The organism is Pseudoalteromonas obscura (genome assembly GCF_030135505.1).
Classification (GTDB): domain Bacteria; phylum Pseudomonadota; class Gammaproteobacteria; order Enterobacterales; family Alteromonadaceae; genus Pseudoalteromonas; species Pseudoalteromonas obscura.
In genome coordinates, this window is sequence record NZ_JASJUT010000011.1 from 121,903 (window position 1) to 140,711 (window position 18,809).

Below are 18,809 nucleotides of genomic sequence, written 5' to 3' on the forward strand. Positions count from 1 at the left end.
CATGGCACGCAAGTTGAATAAGCTCCTTTTTCATATCAATCTGGTAAGCATAGTTAATAATTACCTGTGATCTATATAATTTTAGTAAATACAATAATGTAGGAATAAAAGCGTAACTTAGTTGACATGTTCCTGAAATAAAAAAGTCATTTTTAAATCGTAGACTTGCCGCTGCTCACAATCGATTACGTTTTAGGAACATAAAAATGAAAATGAAGCTTATTGCGCTCGCGGTGTCCGCAGCTGTGCTTTCTGGGTGTAATGATGATACTTCGACAGTTGAAGTCCTCAAAGAAGTTGAAGTCGTCAAAGAAGTCCCAAAAGAAGTTGAGGTGATCAAGGAAGTTGAAGTAATTAAAGAAGTACCAACAACACAACCTGAACCACCTGCGCCACCAGTACCACCAACACCAACTACCTCAGTTAAAAATGTCATCTTAATGATTGGTGATGGTATGGGACCTCAACAAGTTGGTTTATTGGAAGAGTATGCTCAACGTGCACCGAACTCTATTTACAAAGATAAAAATAATCAAACAGCGCTATCCAAATTTGCCAATGCTGGACACCTAGGTCTTTCACTTAATGCGCCTCATGGCCCTTCTGGTAGTCTGGTAACTGACTCTGCGTGCTCTGCAACTCAGCTTGCAACAGGTATTGCGGCCGGATCAGAGATGATAGGCCTAGATACACAAGGCAACAAAGTTGCGACTATCCTTGAAAAAGCCAAGGCCATGGGTAAGGCAACGGGTTTAGTTTCTGATACGCGTATTACCCATGCTACTCCAGCGGCATTTGCGTCACACCAACCACATCGCTCCTATGAAGATAAAATTGCGCAAGAACTTGTTTCATCAGGCAATGTGGATGTCATGCTTTCTGGCGGTGCGCGAGTTTTCCTTCCTAAAAATGTGGCAACAGATACAAAAACGCGGGATCAGTTAGCTAAGCTAGGCATGCCTGCAAGTGTGTATAAGAAGTCAAAACGCGATGATTTGAAGAACCTTGTTTTAGATGCGAAAAATGAACACGGTTATGCGCTGGCTTTCGATAAGACACAATTGAGTAAAGTAGAAGGTGATAAGCTACTTGGCTTGTTTGCAAATTCAGGCATGGACGATGGTATTGCTTATAGAAAGTGCCAGCAAGCTAATGACTGTACTCAACCATCACTGAAAGAAATGACTGTCAAAGCGCTTGATATCTTGGCTAAAGATGAAGATGGCTTTTTCTTGATGATCGAAGGTGGCCAAATTGATTGGGCTGGTCATGCAAACGACGCGGGTTGGATGCTCAACGAATTACTGAAGTTTGATGAAGCTGTAGAAGCTGTTTATGAGTGGGTCAAAGATCGTGACGATACGCTAGTCGTAGTAACAGCGGACCACGAAACGGGTAGTTTCGGCTTTAGTTATTCCGATCACAATACACCAACAGCTGTGGCTTTACCAGGTGATGGTATGGGTGACTCTCTTTATAAACCCAAGTTTAATTTTGGCGCACTGTCTTTACTTGATACTTTGTACAATCAAGAAGGGACATTTTACGACATTATGGGTGACGTAGATGGCGACTATAATTTTGCCAATAGCAGCGCTGAGCAATGGCAAACTGCCATTACTAAACACACTCCTTACACTGTAACACTGGATCAAGCGGCAACCATTCATGCCTCTCACGAGGTTAATGACGATGGTCACCCTCTGCCTCATTTTGAAGATTTCTCTGACTTTTATGTCTATGGCACAGAAGACTTTACTGGAAAGATTGCACGTGTTGTTGCAACTCAGCAAAATGTGGTTTGGGGTACTGGTACCCATACCGCTGCACCCGTACCTGTCTATGCATTTGGTCCTGAAGACGTGACCAAGCAATTCTCAACACTACAGCATCATGTTGATATCGCAACTAAGATGATGAATGCGCTGGGTGTAAATAAATAATTGATTCAATCCAAACAACCAAAGCCATCTAAATGGTGGCTTTTTTTATGCGTTGCCATGTTCTAGGTAAGAAATAAATGCTTCTTTTGGTAATGGTTTACTATAAAAGTATCCTTGTCCAAAATCACAACCTGCCTGTTTGAGAAGTTCATGCTGTGTTGCTGTTTCAATACCTTCAGCTATCACTTTGAGACCCAGTTGATGCGCCATCAATATCATTGTTTCGCACAGAACTAAATCGTCTTCATTGATTTCAATACCGTCGACAAAGCGTTTATCAATTTTGATAAACTCAGTATCCATTTGCTTGAGGTACGCCAATGATGAATAGCCAGTGCCAAAGTCATCTAAAGCGATAGCAAACCCTTGCTGAATGAGTTTAGTAAGGCGTTTTTGGCTTCGTCCTTCACCTTGCATCATTAAACCTTCAGTGATCTCAAGTACCAACATATCAGGCGTGAGCTGATGTTTAGTGAGTTGATTTTGCCAAGCTAGTAGCGTTGTGTGCTTAGCACTAAATTGGATAGGTGACACGTTAATACTGAGTTGTAACTGACTATTCAGGCTACGCGTCTTCTGTAGTACTTCGACAGCCTGATCGAAAGCAAACTCGCCCAATTGATGGATCAACTGGGTTTCTTCCGCTAACGGAATAAATTGATCGGGGCTTATCATACCTTTGTTAGGATGTTGCCAGCGGATCAAAGCTTCAGCTTTGGTGATTTGGCGCGTATGCATTGAAACAATAGGTTGAAAGTGCATTTCAAACTGGTTTTGTGCCAGTGCAAAGCGCATATCTTTCAGTAGTAAAATTCGTTGTTCTGCTTTTTCTCTGAGTTCGGAGCTAAATAAGGCAAAACCGTTTCTGCCAATCTGTTTGGCTTTATACATGGCTTGATCGGCTGCTTTCAATAATTGCTCGGTGCTTTTACCATCCTCCGGAGCGAAAGCGATACCAATACTTGCGGCGATAGGGTAGGTGTCGTTTTCTAGCGTAAAGGGAACTTTTAGTGAGTCTAAGATCTGCTCGGCTAATTCAATGGCATTTTTACGATCTGTACAATGATCGTAGATCAATACGAATTCGTCACCGCCTATGCGCGTTAGTCGTGCTGAGGATTCAGATAATTTCTTGAGGCGTTTGGCAATTTGCTTTAGCAGGATATCTCCATAATAGTGTCCCAGCGTATCATTTATATCTTTAAAATGATCAATATCGAGCAGTAGTATTGCAAAGGTATGTTCAGGCAGTCCAAACAGAGTATTAAGCTGTTTTTTTAGGCTGGTTCGGTTAGGGAGCTCGGTGAGCTCATCAAAGTGGCTTTGTCGCCAAAGTTGTTCATCCTTTAACTTTTTATCTGTGATATCAGCAAAAATACCAACTCGGCGATAGGGTTCATCATGTTCATCGTAAACCGTATCTATGGTCAGCCACTCAGTATAAAGCTCACCATTTTTACGCTTATTGATGATTTCACCTTGCCACTTTCCTGTCTTAATAATTGATTGCCAGAGTTGCTCATAAAAGCTGGTATCGTGGCGACCTGAACTAAGGATCGAAGTTGTTTTACCAACGACTTCATGCTGTTCAAATCCAGTTACTCGAGTAAAAGCAGGGTTAATATCTAAAATATATCCTTGAGCGTCCGTGATTACCATGCATTCACTGCTGTTATTGTATGTTAACGCTGCTAAGTTAAGTGCCTCTTCTTGCTGCTTCTTCTGGCTAATGTCGCGCATGATAAGTATGGCTTCATCCTTGTGTTCGATACGTTGTATACGGATCTCAAAAACTGTATTTTGGCCATGTTCTTTGTGAGCATACTCAAAATAGGTACTAGCTTGGTTTTCAAGCATTGCCATAGCGGCTTTAATGCGAATATTGATATGAGTGGGAAAGATTTCTTGAATGTATTGTTTATTGTTGACTCTATCACCATGTTTATCCAAGATCTTTGCCGCTTTGTTTAATCTGAGATAGTTATCAGGAAGGGCTTTTATCAAGGTATTAAGTTCGGCATTCTTATTCTGTGCAATGGTTTCAGCTTGCAGCCGCACAGCAGCCATTCGTTCAAAGTGTGCCGCAAGCTCAGCCAGCTCTTTGGGCATATCGGTGTGCTCAATTTTATGCTCTTTCCCGTGTGCCAATGCACCTATCGCCCGACTAAAGTTATTTAAAGGTGTTAACAAGGAGCGATTGAGTTGTGCACGGCCAGTCCAGAAAAGCACCAGTATTGTAAGTAAAAACAATGCTGTTACGAGCATAAATTGACTGTTTACTTCATGCAGTGCGTCATCAAATGGAAAATCAAAATATATACTTAGCTCAGATTGGGGGGCTTGTAGCGGTAACTTAAAATAAACGTGATGAAGTCCTTTATTATCTTTGACTGTTTTAGTTACATAAGCTTGAAGGTCACTAGGCCAATCGTCGCTTACTGAGCGGCCAAGTGTTTTTTTCGAATACGGGTATTCGGCCACTATCTGTGCGTAGTTGTCTGCAACCATAACACGAGTGCCGATTGGCAGGGGAAGATGAGAGAGTGATTCACTCCAATTTGTTAGCCTGCGCACGGCAAAAATTACCATCTTTAACTGACTTTGTTGATAGACAGGTTGAGCAAAATTGAGAGTTTCAGTATAGACACTCCGATCGTTTTGGTATTCACCGATGCTAAATGTTCCGGTTCTGATGGCCTGCAAGAAATAGGCTCTATCGGCAATGCTAATGGGAGCTTTGAGTGGGTGCAATGAACAAAAAACATGTCCAGTGGGGGTTGCTAAGCCAAAATTTGCAAACTCTTTATTAATGATCAACGCATGTTTTAGTAACTTTGGACAGCCTTGTTGTTGCGTATCTAACAGTGTCGCATCTTTGGCTAAATTATAGAGCAAATGCTGCGTGTCAGTAATGTCTACCCGTTGCAAGGTGGCGATCTGGTTAGCAAAAAATAGCGCATCTTGCTCTTTGCTATGCAAAATGTCCGAGCGCTGTTCAACCAAAAGTGCTAATACCGCTAAAAAGCCTGGTATGGACAGCAGTAACATCAGTCTAAAAAAGCGCTGTTTTATTGATGAATAAAGAATAGTGAGATCTCAATTTGTAAATACATGTATATGATAACCGCGAGTTTGTAAATCGCCAAACACAAGCACTACTTATCTAATTTAGGAGCTGATTTTTATCGGATAGTTGTGTGTGAAGGACATACTAGGTAGTGATATTTTTCATTCATTAAAACCGGTTTTTCGCAAAATTTATTATTAATTTGCGCTTTATTTTCTTCTATTCCCACTTTTTACCACACTTATCATAAACTTCGTTGAAAGCCTGATTTTTTCTGGATTTTGGCTTGCTTTAAGACGCCCTGATAGCTTGACAAAATGGCTTGTCAAGCCCTAGACTTGTCAACTGTGGTAGAATGTGGGTTAAAGTGGATCAATTTGGATCAAAATGTACATTTCTTAGTGAACAGGGCAACAGCAAGATGTTTCGCGGCGCGAACTTAATTAGCCTGGATGATAAAGGGCGATTCTCGATACCGACTAAGTATCGCGATACCTTGCTGTCTGAAGAAATGGGCACAGTCATTTGTACCATTGCGATTAATGAACCTTGCCTATGGGTGTATCCCTTATCTGAGTGGCAGGATATTGAAGCGCGTTTACAAAAGTTATCGAATACAAATCCAAGAGTCAGGCGGTGGCAAAGAATGCTTTTAGGGCATGCTACTGAGTATCAATTGGATAAGAATGGCCGCATTTTATTAGCTCCTGCCCTGCGCAGTTATGCCAATTTGGGGAAGAAGTTAATGCTTGTCGGTTTGTTAAATAAGTTTGAGATCTGGGATGAAGCACGTTGGAATGAACAAATGCGTCTCGATACAGAGATCGAGCGCAGTGGTGACGTGGAAGAAAGTTCAGATCTTGATGGTTTTTCTTTATAGAGTACAGGTGTAGCTCACAATTATGAGTTCAGAATTAGAACATATATCGGTGTTAATGGATGAAACACTCGATGCACTAGATATCAAACCCAGTGGTATATATATTGACGGCACTTTTGGACGTGGTGGTCACTCGGGGCAAATTCTGAAACGTTTAGGTGAGTCGGGGCGTTTACAGGCGATTGATCAGGATCCTCAGGCGATCCAAGCTGCTCAGAAGTTTGCTCAAGATACACGCTTTTCTATTGCACACAATCGCTTTTCAAATATCGCGCAAGTTGCCAGTGAAGCAGGGCTAACTGGCAAAGTCGATGGTATTTTATTAGATATCGGTGTTTCATCTCCGCAACTGGATGATGCAGATCGTGGTTTCAGCTTTATGAAAGAGGGACCTCTGGATATGCGAATGAATCCGGAGGCAGGGCGCAGTGCAGCTCAATGGCTTGCAGAAGCAGAGCTGGAAGACATGGTATATGTAATTAAAAAGTATGGTGAAGAAAAATTTGCCAGACGTATTGCGCACAAAATTATTGAAACCCGTGAAGAGACTGATATCACGACGACAAAGCAATTGGCAGATTTAATTGATGAAGCTGTGCCAGTTAAAGATAAACATAAACACCCTGCAACACGCACATTTCAAGCTATTCGCATTTACATCAATAGTGAACTAGAAGAAATTCAAACGGCTCTGTCAGCATCTCTTGAGGTGTTGAAGCCGGGTGGCCGTTTGGTTGTTATTTCTTTTCATTCACTGGAAGACCGAATTGTTAAACAATTTATAAAAAAGCAGAGCAAGGGGGAAGCAATTCCGAGAGGGTTACCTTTGACAGATGAGCAAATCAATAAAAACTTAACGCTCAAAGCGATTGGTAAAGCGATCAAACCAAGTAAGACGGAAATTAATAATAACCCTCGAGCGAGAAGCTCTGTACTGCGTATTGCTGAGAAATTATAAATGGCTAAACCTGCGCAACGTCAACCTCAGCTTTTTTTGGAGATTTGCCATGTTTTATTGGCGAACAAGCTGACATTTTTGCTGCTCGTCAGTGTGTTTATATCGTCTTTGGTGGTGGTACAAATAACACATTCGACTCGGCAACAGTTGATATTGCAAGATCAGTTACTCCAGCAAAGGGATGAGTTGGATCTGGAGTGGCGCTACCTACTTGTAGAAGAAGAGTTTTATTCACAGCATGCGAGAATAGAAGAAATTGCAAAAACACAACTAAAAATGTTGCGCCCTACAAGTAAAGAAGAACAGGTGATAGAGCTGCCATGAAAACGAAGAATACGTCACCACAAAACTTAATAGCATGGCGGTTCATCCTTGTTTGCGTTATGTTGGGTTCAGTGTTTTTAGCATTGATTGCTCGAGCTGCTTATTTGCAGGTGATAGAGCCTGACAAAGCGCGAGAAGAAAATGCCAAGCGTACTGTGAGAAAAGAAAAATTGCATGTTCAGCGGGGTATGATCTATGACCGCAACGGCAAAGAACTTGCGGTAAGCGTTCCGGTTGTCAGTGTATATGCTGATCCTTATGCGCTGGAAAAAGCCTTGAAGAAAAAGGTGCTACGTCAGGCGAGAAAAAACCGTGAAGACCATGTTGCGCTGGCCGAAAACGAAGAGCAGCTCAAAACACGTACCCAGCAATTGTATCAAGGGCAAGCTCGTTGGCGTGAGTTGTCCGATGTATTGCAGCTTCCTTCTGATCAAGTTAACACTAAGTTGCGTGGTAACGCTAAGCGTCGTTTTGTCTATTTAAAACGTCAAGTAACGCCTGCGGTGGCAAAATATATCAGGCAAATGCGATTGCCTGGAATTCATTTACTTGATGAATCAAAGCGCTTTTATCCAAGTGGTGAAATTGCTGCACACGTTTTAGGTGTGACTAACATTGATGGCATTGGTATTGAAGGAATTGAAAAACGTTTTGATACGGCACTCACGGGCACCGAGGGGCTACGGACTATCCGTAAAGACGCACAAGGTCGAGAAGTACAAGTCTTATCTGAAGAAGAGCGTGTCGAACCGGAAGACATTCATCTCAGTATTGATCATCGTATTCAAACGATAGCGTATGTAGCGTTAAAATCAGCGGTTTTGACATACCAGGCAACCTCAGGATCAGCCATGGTTGTCGATGTGCATACCGGTGAAATCCTCGCAATGGTGAATAGCCCGAGCTTTAATCCAAATGATATGAGTACTGCTGCACCGTATAAACGCCGTAATCGCGCTATTACAGATTTATTTGAACCAGGCTCAACGCTTAAACCTTTAGCAATATTAGCAGGCCTAGAATATGGTGCGATTACAGCTGATGAAATCATCGATACTTACCCCGGCTGGATGCGCTTAGGTGGTAGCTTAGTAAAAGATACGCGCAATCATGGTGAAATGTCACTGCGAGAAATATTAAAAGTATCGAGCAATATGGGCGTGGCTAAAATTAGTCAAAAATTACCCAAAGATTATTTTGTTGGCACGTATCAAAAAGCGGGATTTGGAGAAGATACTGGCACCATGATGATTGGCGAAAGCTCAGGATTATTCTATCCAAATAGACGATGGTCAGACTTTGAAATTGCTACATTATCATATGGTTATGCTGTTTCGGCCAGTACGGCGCAGATTGCTAGGCTCTATGCGATGATAGGTGCAGGTGGTATATCTAGGCCCCTAACAATACTAAAGCAGGATCAACCTCAACCTGGTGAGCGCATATTTAAAGAAGAGGACACCAAAGCGGTGATCTCAATGATGGAATCCATTTTCGAGAAAGGCGGGACGGCATCCATGATCAAAGTGGACGGCTATCGTGCAGCTGGCAAAACAGGAACATCGGAAAAAGCCATTGCTGGTGGTTATGGTGATGAATATGTTGGCTATTTTGCCGGCGTTGCTCCTGTCAGTGACCCTCGTTTGGCGGTAGTGGTGATGGTTAATGAACCCGGTGGTGATGTGTATTATGGAGGTCAGACCGCAGGCCCTGTTTTTGCTGAGATTGTTTCTAATTCATTGCGTATGTTGAACGTAGCCCCAGACAAAGAAAGCGTAGCATATTTATCAGGAAAAAATGACGATGCGTGACTTAACTAAAGTACTCAAAAACTTTGGCGTAGTAAGTCCCCAAATCAGCGTGAATGCACTGCGTTTAGACAGTCGTGAAATATGTGTGGGCGACTGCTTTATTGCTATTGCTGGGCACCAATTGGATGGTACACAATTTATATCTGCGGCGATTAAACAAGGCGCAACATGTATTTTGGTTGACGACAGTACACACCTTGGCAGTTTTGCGGTGCCCGTCATACGCGTTGCAAATTTAAAACAAAATCTATCGCAAATTGCAGCCCAATTTTATCAAGAGCCCAGTACAAAAATGACCGTTATAGGTGTCACAGGCACTAATGGGAAATCAACAACAACTGCTATGATTGCTAGCTTAGCACAGCAGTGTGGTACACCTAGTGCCGTGATAGGAACATTGGGCTATGGTGAACCTGAGCGACTAACTCCCTTAACCAACACGACCCCTTCGTCAGTATTGCTACAGCAAATATTGAGTGAACTACAGACGCAATACCAGCAGGTGGCGATGGAAGTGTCGTCACACGGTATTGTGCAAGGGCGCGTTGAGCATATTGACTTTGACATTGCTGTTTTTACTAACCTAAGTCGTGATCACTTAGACTATCACGGTGATATGGAAAATTATGCACAAGCTAAAAAACGCTTGTTTACCGAGAGTAATGCCAAAGTTAACATACTTAATATCGATGACGCGTATGCACAGCAGTGGCTTGGCGAGTTAGACGCACAGCAGTGTGTTGTTTATGGCAAGCAGCCACAGGATAATGCGTATGAGCAATATGTATTTTTTGAAAATGTGCAATGTCACCAAAATGGAATTTCTCTAAACCTTAATACTTCGTGGGGCAATACTAAGATCACAACAGGCTTGTTTGGACAGTTTAATATTTATAATCTGTCGGCCGCGATAGCTTCTTTACTAATTCAAGGTTACGCCCTTGAGCAGCTTCAGGTTGCAGCAACCAATTTGTTACCTGTTGATGGCCGTATGCAAGCATTTTATCAACCCGGATTCCCAACCTGTATTGTCGACTATGCGCACACCCCTGAAGCGCTGGAATTAACACTGCGGGCTTTGCAGCAACATGTGCCGGGGAAGGTTAGCTGTGTGTTTGGATGTGGTGGTGATCGTGACAAAGGGAAAAGACCATTAATGGCCCAAGCAGCAGAACAATTTGCTGATACAGTGATTATTACCAGTGATAACCCTCGAAGTGAAGACCCTAACACAATTATAAGTGACATTAAGGCTGGGCTCAGAGAACCTCAGTATGCTGTGTCACAACCTGATAGAGAAAAAGCCATTAGATATGCGATTGAACATGCCGATGAAAACAGCGTCGTATTGATTGCAGGTAAAGGCCATGAAGACTATCAAATTATAGGAAACCAGACACTAAGCTTCTGCGATAGAAGTTTAGTGAAATTAATATTACAGGGGGAAAGTGCATGATCAAGATGGATTTTTCTTGGCTTGCAGAAGTACTTGAGGCCCCTTTTTGTGGGCAGAATTTGGCAGTTGCCAATATCAATACAGATACAAGAACAATAACCGATAATGAAGTCTTTTTAGCACTCAAAGGTGCAAATTTTGATGGTCATAAGTTTGTTGAAGAAGCAAAGAGCAAAGGTGCCATAGCGGCCATTGTATCAGAGCGTGTCGACGCTGATATTGTACAGTTTGTGGTATCTGACACACGTGATGCGCTGGGCAAGCTTGGACAAGCGGTTATAAAGCAGGTCGCGCCAAAAACCGTAGCAATAACGGGCAGTGTGGGAAAAACCACGGTAAAAGAGATGACTGCGGCAATATTATCACGCCGTGGCAAAGTGCTCGCGACCAAAGGAAACTTCAACAATGATATTGGTGTCCCTTTGACTTTACTGCGTTTATCGGAAGATGACGAATATGCTGTTATTGAGCTGGGCGCTAATCATATTGGGGAAATAGCCTATACAAGCGGGTTAACCAACCCAGATGTCGCTGTGGTGTGCAATGTTGCCCCTTCTCATTTAGAAGGCTTTGGCTCTATTGAAGGTATAGGCCAAGCCAAAGGAGAAATATTTGGCGGGTTAAAGTCTGATGGTGTAGCGATTATAAACGGTGATAGTGAGTTTGCCCCCATGTGGGAGGGCAGCTTGACCTCCCAATCAGTTCAACGCTTTTCTATGAACAGTAAGCTGGATGTTTGGGCTCAAGACATTCAATTAGATGAGTTTGGTTGTGCCGAGTTCGTTTTGTGTACGCCAGATGCGTCGCAAAATGTAAAGTTAGCACTGCCTGGCAAGCACAATGTGATGAATGCTGTGATCGCAGCATCACTTACGCTGCCTTTTGATACGTCGCTGCAGGATATCGCCATTGCACTTAAAGATATGCCAATTGTAAAAGGCCGGGTCAATGTCATCGATGTTTCCAGTTCACTGCGCATTGTAGATGACACCTACAATGCCAACGTCCGCTCAGTCAAGGCTGCCATTGAGTTATTAAAAGACATGCCTGGTACACGAGTACTGGCGCTTGGAGACATGGCTGAGCTAGGTGAAGACGCTCGGGCTTACCACAAAGAAGTGGGTGAATATGCGAAGCAGCACGGTATTGACGCTGTGTATACGCTGGGTGTACTGAGTCGTTATGCAAGCGAAGTATTTGACACGCCAAATCGTCACTTTTCTACCCGTGAACATATGCTAGAAGAGCTTTCACAATTCATTAAACACGAAACAGAGCAGTGCACACTGCTTGTCAAAGGATCGCGTAGTGCCCGCATGGAGCTATTGGTCGCTGATCTGATTTCAGCGCATACAAACTCAGAAAGTGGGGACCGATAATGTTAGTTTGGTTAGCAGAGTATTTAACGCAATACTACAGCGGTTTTAACGTATTCTCGTATTTGACTGTACGAGCTATTTTGGGGATTTTAACCGCTTTACTTATATCACTGTATTTTGGACCTAAACTTATCCGTGCATTACAGCGCATGCAGATAGGTCAAACGGTAAGAGATGATGGCCCTGAGTCTCACTTGTCTAAATCAGGTACGCCCACAATGGGAGGTTTGCTGATCCTAGGCGCCATCTTTGTCAGCTCCTTAATGTGGGGAGATTTGAGTAATAAATACGTGTGGGTCACATTGTTTGTGATAGGTTCACTGGGTATTGTCGGTTTTGTTGATGATTACAGAAAAGTGATCCGCAAAGACAGCAAGGGATTGATTGCAAGGTGGAAATATTTTTGGCAATCCGTTATTGCAATATCCGTCGCCGCATTTTTATATTCTACGACAACATCTGCCGCTGAAACGTCCCTTGTTGTGCCGTTTTTCAAAGATGTATTGCCACAGCTGGGACTGTTTTATCTCGTAATGAGTTATTTTGTGATTGTGGGAACATCCAATGCTGTAAATCTAACCGATGGCTTAGATGGATTGGCGATCGTACCTACGATTTTGGTGGCTGCGGCTTTAGCGATCATTGCTTATTTAACTGGTAACGTAAACTTCTCAAATTATCTCCACATTCCTCATATACCATTGGCCAGTGAGCTTGTGGTTGTCTGCACTGCTATCGTCGGAGCTGGACTTGGATTTTTGTGGTTCAACACCTATCCAGCCCAAGTATTTATGGGTGATGTTGGCTCTTTAGCGCTGGGCGGAGCTCTCGGAATAATCGCTATTTTAGTCAGACAAGAATTGGTATTAGTGATCATGGGGGGGGTATTTGTAATGGAAGCCTTATCTGTCATTTTGCAGGTAGGTTCATATAAGTTACGTGGCCAGCGAATTTTCAGAATGGCACCTATTCACCATCACTATGAACTAAAAGGTTGGCCTGAGCCACGTGTTATTGTGCGTTTTTGGATCATCTCCTTCATCTTAGTATTGGCTGGTTTGGCGACCTTAAAGATAAGATAATGAATTATTTAGATACGTTGAAACAGAAAAAAGTCACTGTGTTAGGGCTCGGTATATCCGGGCTTGGCACCGTACGCTTTTTGTTACGACACGGGATCTTTCCTAAAGTAGTTGATACGCGACCGGTACCACCGGGCGCGGATTGGCTAGCGCACAATGCACCAGAATGTGAGGCTGTTTTCGGTCCACTTGCTGAAGGCGCGTTGGTTGATACCGATATAATTATTATTAGTCCCGGGATCCCGCTATATGACAGATATGTTGTAGAGGCGATAGCACACGGTGCTGAAGTGGTCGGTGATATAGAGGTTTTCGCGCGACTAAACACGACTCCAGTCGTTGCGGTCACTGGATCAAATGGAAAATCTACGGTGGTAAGCCTAGCTGAAACGGTTTGTCAGTCGGCGGGGTTGAAAGTTGGTTTGGGTGGCAATATTGGTACGTCCGTGCTGGATTTACTTGATCAAGATTTAGATATTGTCATTTTGGAGCTATCTAGCTTTCAGCTCGAGACCACTCAAAACTTAAAGTGCCACAGTGCTATGATCCTCAATATTACAGAAGATCACATGGATCGATATCCTGACTTTGAAGCTTATTGTGCGGCGAAAAAGCGTATCTATCAAAAAACAGACTTACTTGTTTTCAATGCTGATGATGAAAAAACACATCAAGCACACACACACTCGATTGGCGTTGGTTTACACAAAGCGGATTACTGTATTGCCACGACTGAGCAGGGCGACTTTTTTAGTATAAATGGCAAACATGTGTTCGCTGTGGATAGTTTATTGCTGTCTGGCAAGCACAACCAGTTTAATGCTTTGGCCGTCATGGCGCTATTGTCGCCTTTTACAATTGGTAAACGGGCTTATCAAGACGCATTTTCTCGCTTTGGTGGACTCTCACACCGCTGCCAACTGATTGCAGAAGTAGCCGGTGTAAAATATTTCAACGACTCTAAAGCGACGAATGTCGGAGCGACGGTTACAGCACTTGAGAGCTTGCAAGCTGAGGCTCAGAAAATAATTCTAATTTTAGGTGGAGATGCAAAAGGAGCTGATGTCTCACCATTGGCTGCACCTATCCAAAGCCATTGCAGGGCGATTTACTGTTTTGGCAAAGATGCGGCTCTGTTTTCTTCGATGCATACTCAAAGCCATCTAGTTGGTTCATTAAAGGATGCTGTTATTGGGGCAAGTCAGCAAGCACAGGCTGGCGATATTGTATTACTGGCTCCTGCGTGTGCGAGCATTGATATGTATCCAAATTACATGGCACGTGGTGATGAGTTCTGCAAATGGGTGGGAGAGCTGTAAATGATTGCGACCATCAACCTTAAAGGCATATTTAAATCAAGCAAGACAGATACATTGTTTGATTTGCCATTGTTGTATGCGATGTTGTGCTTAATTGGGGTTGGGTTTGTGATGGTCACCAGTGCCTCTATGCCTGTTGCAGAAAGGCTTTACGATAACCCTTATCATATCATTGTACGTCACGGCATGTTTCTGATTATGGGGATGGTACTTTTTTGGTTAAGTACATCTGTGTCCATGGCTTGGTGGAAACGTTTTAACCCTTACTTATTGCTCTTTGGCGTGGTGTTGTTGATCTTGGTTTTAATCGTTGGCCGAGAGGTGAATGGGGCGAAACGTTGGATCCCTGTTGGACCCGTTGGTGTGCAAGCTGCGGAAGTAGCAAAGCTTTACTTTATAAGCTATATCGCGGGCTACTTGGTTCGAAAACGAGATGAAGTGCAAGAAAACATTAAAGGGTTTGCAAAACCTATTGTAGTGTTTGCGGTTTATGCCTTTTTAATACTGATGCAGCCAGATTTAGGCACAGTTGTTGTGATATTTGTCACCACTGTTGGGTTATTGTTTTTAGCTGGTGCAAAGCTATGGCAATTTTTTGTACTCATGCTCACCGGTATTTTTTTGGTGATTATGCTGATCATTTTTGAGCCTTATCGAATGGCCAGGGTAGTTGGATTTTTAGAGCCTTGGAAAGATCCATTTGGTAAAGGGTATCAGCTTGTTCAGTCTTTAATGGCTTACGGACAAGGCGGCTGGTTTGGTCAAGGACTTGGTAATAGTGTGCAAAAGCTACAGTATTTACCTGAAGCGCATAATGACTTTATTTTTGCTGTCATTGCCGAAGAGCTAGGCTTTTTGGGCGTTGTTTGTGTGTTATTTATGTTGGGTATGTTGGTCTTTCGAGCTTTGCTCATTGGCCAACAAGCGCTAAAGTCGCAAAAAGAATATGAAGGATATTTAGCACTGGGAATCGGGATTTGGTTTGCGTTTCAGACATTAGTCAATGTCGGGGCGAGTGCAGGGATGTTGCCAACGAAAGGGCTAACTTTGCCATTTGTATCTTATGGTGGCTCAAGTTTATTGGTCATGACAATTGCAGCTGGGTTGCTGCAACGGATAGATTTCGAAACCAAAATGTCTACGAGGCAGGCAACATCAAGAGGTGGTAAGCGATGAGTAGACGATTATTGGTTGCTGCTGGTGGTACAGGTGGGCACATTTTCCCAGGTATCGCTGTTGCAGAAAAATTAAAACAACTTGGCTGGGAAGTTTCTTGGGTTGGAACTGAGGATAGAATGGAAGCCCAGGTTGTACCTAGTCATGGTTTTGAGATTGACTTTATTAAGGTAAAAGGGTTGAGAGGCAATGGTTTAAAACGCCTGTTAAAGGCCCCTTTTATGATACTTAAAGCCATCATTGCAGCGAGAAATATACTCAAAACCCATAAACCGGATGCCGTACTTACAATGGGTGGGTACGTAACAGGGCCTGTCGGGATCGCAGCAAAAATGTTAGGCGTACCACTTATCATCCACGAGCAAAATGCGGTGGCGGGTTTTAGCAATAAACTGCTGGCTAAGTTGGCTACACGTGTATTGTGCGCTTTTCAAGGTGCGTTTGCAGATAGAGCGTGTGATATTGTAGGTAATCCAATAAGAGATTCGGTGACCCAGATTCAGTCTAAATCGATTACTCACCAAGTGAATTGCCTCGTGGTTGGTGGTTCTTTGGGGGCAAAGGCATTAAACGATACATTGCCTGATGTCTTTTCATCTCTTAATGAGAAAAATCACGCATCGTTAGCTGTTTGGCATCAGTCAGGAAAAGGGAATGGGGGCGGTGTAACCAAGCGCTATGAAGGTCAATCGTTTGACTATAAAGTTACTGAGTTTATCGAAAATATGGATCAAGCTTATGAGTGGGCTGATATTATAGTCTGCCGTGCGGGTGCCTTGACGGTCAGTGAAGTTGCAGCGGCAGGAAAAATGGCCGTTTTTGTACCACTGCCTCACGCCGTTGATGATCATCAAACATTAAATGCTCGTGCTTTAGTGGATAAACAAGCAGCCTTGATTGTTCCTCAATCTGAGCTGAATATGTCAAATATGGTTTCACTATTAGAGCCGTTTTTTGCTGAACCACACTTAATTGAAGAAAAAGCACTGCGCGCCAAAGCGTGTGCGCAACTTGATGCCACAAATTCAGTGGTTGAAATAATTAAAGAAGTTACTAATCAAAGAGAAAGTTGTGAAAGAAAATAAATATCGCCGGGCTATGAGACGCATCAACACCATCCACTTCATTGGAATAGGTGGAGCTGGTATGGGCGGTATAGCAGAAGTGTTGGCGTATGAAGGGTATCGGATCACAGGTTCAGATATCGCGCAAAATGCTATGACAGAAAGGCTGTTAAAAATTGGCGCTGAGATTTTTATCGGTCACGATTCGGCCAATGTCACTGATGCAGACGTGGTGGTGGTCTCCAGCGCAATAGATACATCAAACCCTGAAATTATGGCGGCTCAGCAGGCACGCATTCCGGTTGTAAGGCGTGCTGAAATGCTCGCTGAGTTAATGCGCTTTAGACACGGCATTGCGGTAGCGGGTACCCATGGAAAAACAACAACGACTAGCCTAGTAGCAAGTATTTTTGCAGAAGCAAAGTTAGATCCAACATTTATTATTGGCGGATTGCTAAATAGCGCAGGAAGTAACGCTAAAGTTGGCAGTAGCGACGTGCTGATTGCCGAAGCAGATGAAAGCGATGCTTCTTTTTTGCATTTACAACCAATGGCTTCAGTAATCACCAATATTGAAGCAGATCATATGGATACGTATGGTGGTGATTTTGAAAAGCTCAAAGACACCTACGTTGACTTTATCCATAACTTACCGTTTTACGGTTTGGCAGTTGTATGTATTGACTCGCCAGTAGTAAGAGAGCTGTTACCGAGATTTGCTAGGCCAACGATTACCTATGGTGAGAGCGAAGATGCGGATTATCGAATGACCGACTATGTGCAAAACGTTGAGAGTTGTAGCTTCAAGGTGTTGCATAAATCTGGGTCAAGTATTGAGATCACGCTAAATATGCCAGGTAAACACAATGCACTTAATGCCACCGCAGCCATTGCAATAGCCAAAGATCACGATATTGATAGCAGTGCTATCCAAGTTGCTTTAAAAGAGTTTGCAGGTATCGGAAGACGCTTCCAGCACTACGGTACATTTACAAATGATTCTGGTGAAGTGATGTTAGTCGATGATTATGGCCATCATCCATCTGAAGTGGCCGTGACTATTGAAGCTGCGCGTGCCGGTTGGCCCGATAAGCGGTTGGTGATGCTGTACCAACCACATAGGTATACGCGTACTCGTGATCTTTATGAAGAGTTTGTTAAAGTGCTCTCGGAAGTTGATCAATTGATCTTATTAGATGTCTATGCTGCTGGTGAAGCGACCATTGTCGGTGCAGATAGTAAAGCATTGTGTAGGAGTTTGCGCCAGAGAGGGGTTGAACCTATCCATGTGGCGGAGCATGAAGAGTTGATGACCGTTTTGGCGGATGTGATAGAAGACAATGATTTAGTGATCACTCAAGGTGCGGGCAACATAGGTCAGATCGTGAAGCAATTAGCTGCGACAGAGCTATCCAAGCAAAAGTTAAGAGCGGAGAGTTAATGAGTAAATTTGGAAAAGTTGCTGTATTACTGGGTGGAAGTTCAGCTGAACGAGAAGTCTCTTTGGCCTCAGGTAATGCGATCGTTGCGGCATTAAAAAGCCAAGGGGTTGATGTGATCGCCTTTGACCCTGCGCAGCGCAATATCTCGGAATTAACAGCTCTGAATGTAAAGCGTGTTTTTATCGCTTTGCATGGCAGAGGTGGTGAAGATGGTACGGTGCAAGGTGCCCTTGAGTTTATGGGGATCCCTTATACAGGTAGCGGTGTGTTGGGAAGTGCATTGGCAATGGATAAAATTCGTTGCAAGCATCTATTTGAATCGGCCAAGCTGAGCACAGCAAAATACGCGGTGGTTGATAAACACAGTGGCTATGATGCCAAAGCTATTATTAAAGAGCTAGGACAAGTCATGGTGAAGCCGAGCCACGAAGGTTCAAGCGTTGGTATGGCAAAAGCACAAGATGAAACGTCATTAATAGAAGCTTTGAATGCTGCGTTTAAGTTCGATAATCAAGTGCTAGTAGAACAGTGGATAGAAGGGCGAGAGTTTACAGTTGCAATCTTAGATGGGCAGCCGTTACCTGTTATTGAAATGCGCACACCACGTGGGTTTTACGATTATCAGGCAAAGTATAAAGAAACGACAACTGAATACATATGCCCAGCAGAATTAACGCCAGCTTATACTGAGCAATTGCAAGTGATGTCGCTACATGCATTTGAATTAGTTGGTGCTAGCGGTTGGGGGCGAGTTGATGCAATGCAAGATGCAAATGGACAGTTTTATTTACTTGAAGTAAATACTGTGCCAGGTATGACGGAAACCTCTTTGGTACCGAAGGCGGCAAAAGCACAAGATATCAGCTTTGAACAGTTAGTCGTTCGCATTTTAGAGCAAACGTTATAAT

The 18,809-nt window shown here is 43.2% G+C and carries 14 protein-coding genes; 13 read left to right on the forward strand and 1 reads right to left on the reverse strand.

Features of this window, described 5'->3' with window-relative positions; translation table 11 throughout:
* Window positions 1–206: 206 nt before the first annotated feature.
* On the forward strand, window positions 207–1,943 hold the full coding sequence (locus tag QNM18_RS21110; protein ID WP_284138357.1) for an alkaline phosphatase: 1,737 nt from the start codon (window positions 207–209) through the stop codon (window positions 1,941–1,943).
* A gap of 45 nt (window positions 1,944–1,988) precedes the next feature.
* On the opposite strand, the gene QNM18_RS21115 is transcribed toward QNM18_RS21110, so the two are convergent.
* Window positions 1,989–4,991, reverse strand: a complete 3,003-nt coding sequence (locus tag QNM18_RS21115; protein WP_284138358.1) for an EAL domain-containing protein — start codon at window positions 4,989–4,991, stop codon at window positions 1,989–1,991.
* Between the two features lie 440 nt (window positions 4,992–5,431).
* Here QNM18_RS21115 and mraZ point away from each other — a divergent pair, with 440 nt between their 5' ends.
* From mraZ to QNM18_RS21175, 12 genes are read left to right on the forward strand one after another with little or no spacing between them, the layout of a single operon-like run.
* The gene (mraZ, locus tag QNM18_RS21120) at window positions 5,432–5,890 is read left to right on the forward strand and encodes a division/cell wall cluster transcriptional repressor MraZ (RefSeq protein ID WP_023397210.1); all 459 of its coding nucleotides are present in this window, start codon (window positions 5,432–5,434) and stop codon (window positions 5,888–5,890) included.
* A gap of 22 nt (window positions 5,891–5,912) precedes the next feature.
* Window positions 5,913–6,848, forward strand: coding sequence for a 16S rRNA (cytosine(1402)-N(4))-methyltransferase RsmH (gene rsmH, locus QNM18_RS21125; protein ID WP_211011899.1), 936 nt, complete (start codon window positions 5,913–5,915; stop codon window positions 6,846–6,848).
* The gene (ftsL, locus tag QNM18_RS21130; protein ID WP_211011900.1) at window positions 6,849–7,172 is read left to right on the forward strand and encodes a cell division protein FtsL; all 324 of its coding nucleotides are present in this window, start codon (window positions 6,849–6,851) and stop codon (window positions 7,170–7,172) included.
* Complete coding sequence (locus QNM18_RS21135; protein ID WP_211011901.1) at window positions 7,169–8,983, forward strand: peptidoglycan D,D-transpeptidase FtsI family protein; 1,815 nt, start codon at window positions 7,169–7,171, stop codon at window positions 8,981–8,983. Before ftsL ends, QNM18_RS21135 begins: the two co-directional genes overlap by 4 nt.
* The gene (murE, locus tag QNM18_RS21140) at window positions 8,976–10,439 is read left to right on the forward strand and encodes a UDP-N-acetylmuramoyl-L-alanyl-D-glutamate--2,6-diaminopimelate ligase (protein WP_211011902.1); all 1,464 of its coding nucleotides are present in this window, start codon (window positions 8,976–8,978) and stop codon (window positions 10,437–10,439) included. Before QNM18_RS21135 ends, murE begins: the two co-directional genes overlap by 8 nt.
* Window positions 10,436–11,818 (forward strand): UDP-N-acetylmuramoyl-tripeptide--D-alanyl-D-alanine ligase, encoded by a 1,383-nt coding sequence (locus tag QNM18_RS21145; protein WP_284138359.1) that lies wholly within the window; start codon window positions 10,436–10,438, stop codon window positions 11,816–11,818. The genes murE and QNM18_RS21145 overlap by 4 nt, the downstream gene beginning before the upstream one ends.
* Window positions 11,818–12,900 (forward strand): phospho-N-acetylmuramoyl-pentapeptide-transferase, encoded by a 1,083-nt coding sequence (gene mraY, locus QNM18_RS21150; protein ID WP_023397204.1) that lies wholly within the window; start codon window positions 11,818–11,820, stop codon window positions 12,898–12,900. The genes QNM18_RS21145 and mraY overlap by 1 nt, the downstream gene beginning before the upstream one ends.
* Window positions 12,900–14,219 carry a UDP-N-acetylmuramoyl-L-alanine--D-glutamate ligase gene (murD, locus tag QNM18_RS21155; protein ID WP_211011904.1) on the forward strand — a complete coding sequence of 440 codons (1,320 nt, stop codon included), beginning with the start codon at window positions 12,900–12,902 and terminating at the stop codon, window positions 14,217–14,219. The genes mraY and murD overlap by 1 nt, the downstream gene beginning before the upstream one ends.
* On the forward strand, window positions 14,220–15,395 hold the full coding sequence (ftsW, locus tag QNM18_RS21160; protein ID WP_211011905.1) for a cell division protein FtsW: 1,176 nt from the start codon (window positions 14,220–14,222) through the stop codon (window positions 15,393–15,395).
* Complete coding sequence (gene murG, locus QNM18_RS21165) at window positions 15,392–16,480, forward strand: undecaprenyldiphospho-muramoylpentapeptide beta-N-acetylglucosaminyltransferase (RefSeq protein ID WP_284138360.1); 1,089 nt, start codon at window positions 15,392–15,394, stop codon at window positions 16,478–16,480. The genes ftsW and murG overlap by 4 nt, the downstream gene beginning before the upstream one ends.
* Before the next feature lie 13 nt (window positions 16,481–16,493).
* Window positions 16,494–17,900 carry a UDP-N-acetylmuramate--L-alanine ligase gene (gene murC / locus QNM18_RS21170; RefSeq protein ID WP_284138407.1) on the forward strand — a complete coding sequence of 469 codons (1,407 nt, stop codon included), beginning with the start codon at window positions 16,494–16,496 and terminating at the stop codon, window positions 17,898–17,900.
* Window positions 17,900–18,808, forward strand: a complete 909-nt coding sequence (locus tag QNM18_RS21175; RefSeq protein WP_211011908.1) for a D-alanine--D-alanine ligase — start codon at window positions 17,900–17,902, stop codon at window positions 18,806–18,808. The genes murC and QNM18_RS21175 overlap by 1 nt, the downstream gene beginning before the upstream one ends.
* Window position 18,809: the final 1 nt, after the last annotated feature.

Excerpts from the sequence above, each read along its gene's own strand:
- QNM18_RS21110 (WP_284138357.1), top strand. The coding sequence starts at position 207 with ATGAAAATGAAGCTTATTGCGCTCGCGGTGTCCGCAGCTGTGCTTTCT.
- murE (WP_211011902.1), top strand. The coding sequence starts at position 8,976 with ATGCGTGACTTAACTAAAGTACTCAAAAACTTTGGCGTAGTAAGTCCC.
- QNM18_RS21145 (WP_284138359.1), top strand. The coding sequence starts at position 10,436 with ATGATCAAGATGGATTTTTCTTGGCTTGCAGAAGTACTTGAGGCCCCT.
- QNM18_RS21175 (WP_211011908.1), top strand. The coding sequence starts at position 17,900 with ATGAGTAAATTTGGAAAAGTTGCTGTATTACTGGGTGGAAGTTCAGCT.
- QNM18_RS21115 (WP_284138358.1), bottom strand. The coding sequence starts at position 4,991 with ATGTTACTGCTGTCCATACCAGGCTTTTTAGCGGTATTAGCACTTTTG.
- murC (WP_284138407.1), top strand. The coding sequence starts at position 16,494 with ATGAGACGCATCAACACCATCCACTTCATTGGAATAGGTGGAGCTGGT.
- QNM18_RS21135 (WP_211011901.1), top strand. The coding sequence starts at position 7,169 with ATGAAAACGAAGAATACGTCACCACAAAACTTAATAGCATGGCGGTTC.
- ftsL (WP_211011900.1), top strand. The coding sequence starts at position 6,849 with ATGGCTAAACCTGCGCAACGTCAACCTCAGCTTTTTTTGGAGATTTGC.
- mraZ (WP_023397210.1), top strand. The coding sequence starts at position 5,432 with ATGTTTCGCGGCGCGAACTTAATTAGCCTGGATGATAAAGGGCGATTC.
- rsmH (WP_211011899.1), top strand. The coding sequence starts at position 5,913 with ATGAGTTCAGAATTAGAACATATATCGGTGTTAATGGATGAAACACTC.
- murD (WP_211011904.1), top strand. The coding sequence starts at position 12,900 with ATGAATTATTTAGATACGTTGAAACAGAAAAAAGTCACTGTGTTAGGG.
- ftsW (WP_211011905.1), top strand. The coding sequence starts at position 14,220 with ATGATTGCGACCATCAACCTTAAAGGCATATTTAAATCAAGCAAGACA.
- murG (WP_284138360.1), top strand. The coding sequence starts at position 15,392 with ATGAGTAGACGATTATTGGTTGCTGCTGGTGGTACAGGTGGGCACATT.
- mraY (WP_023397204.1), top strand. The coding sequence starts at position 11,818 with ATGTTAGTTTGGTTAGCAGAGTATTTAACGCAATACTACAGCGGTTTT.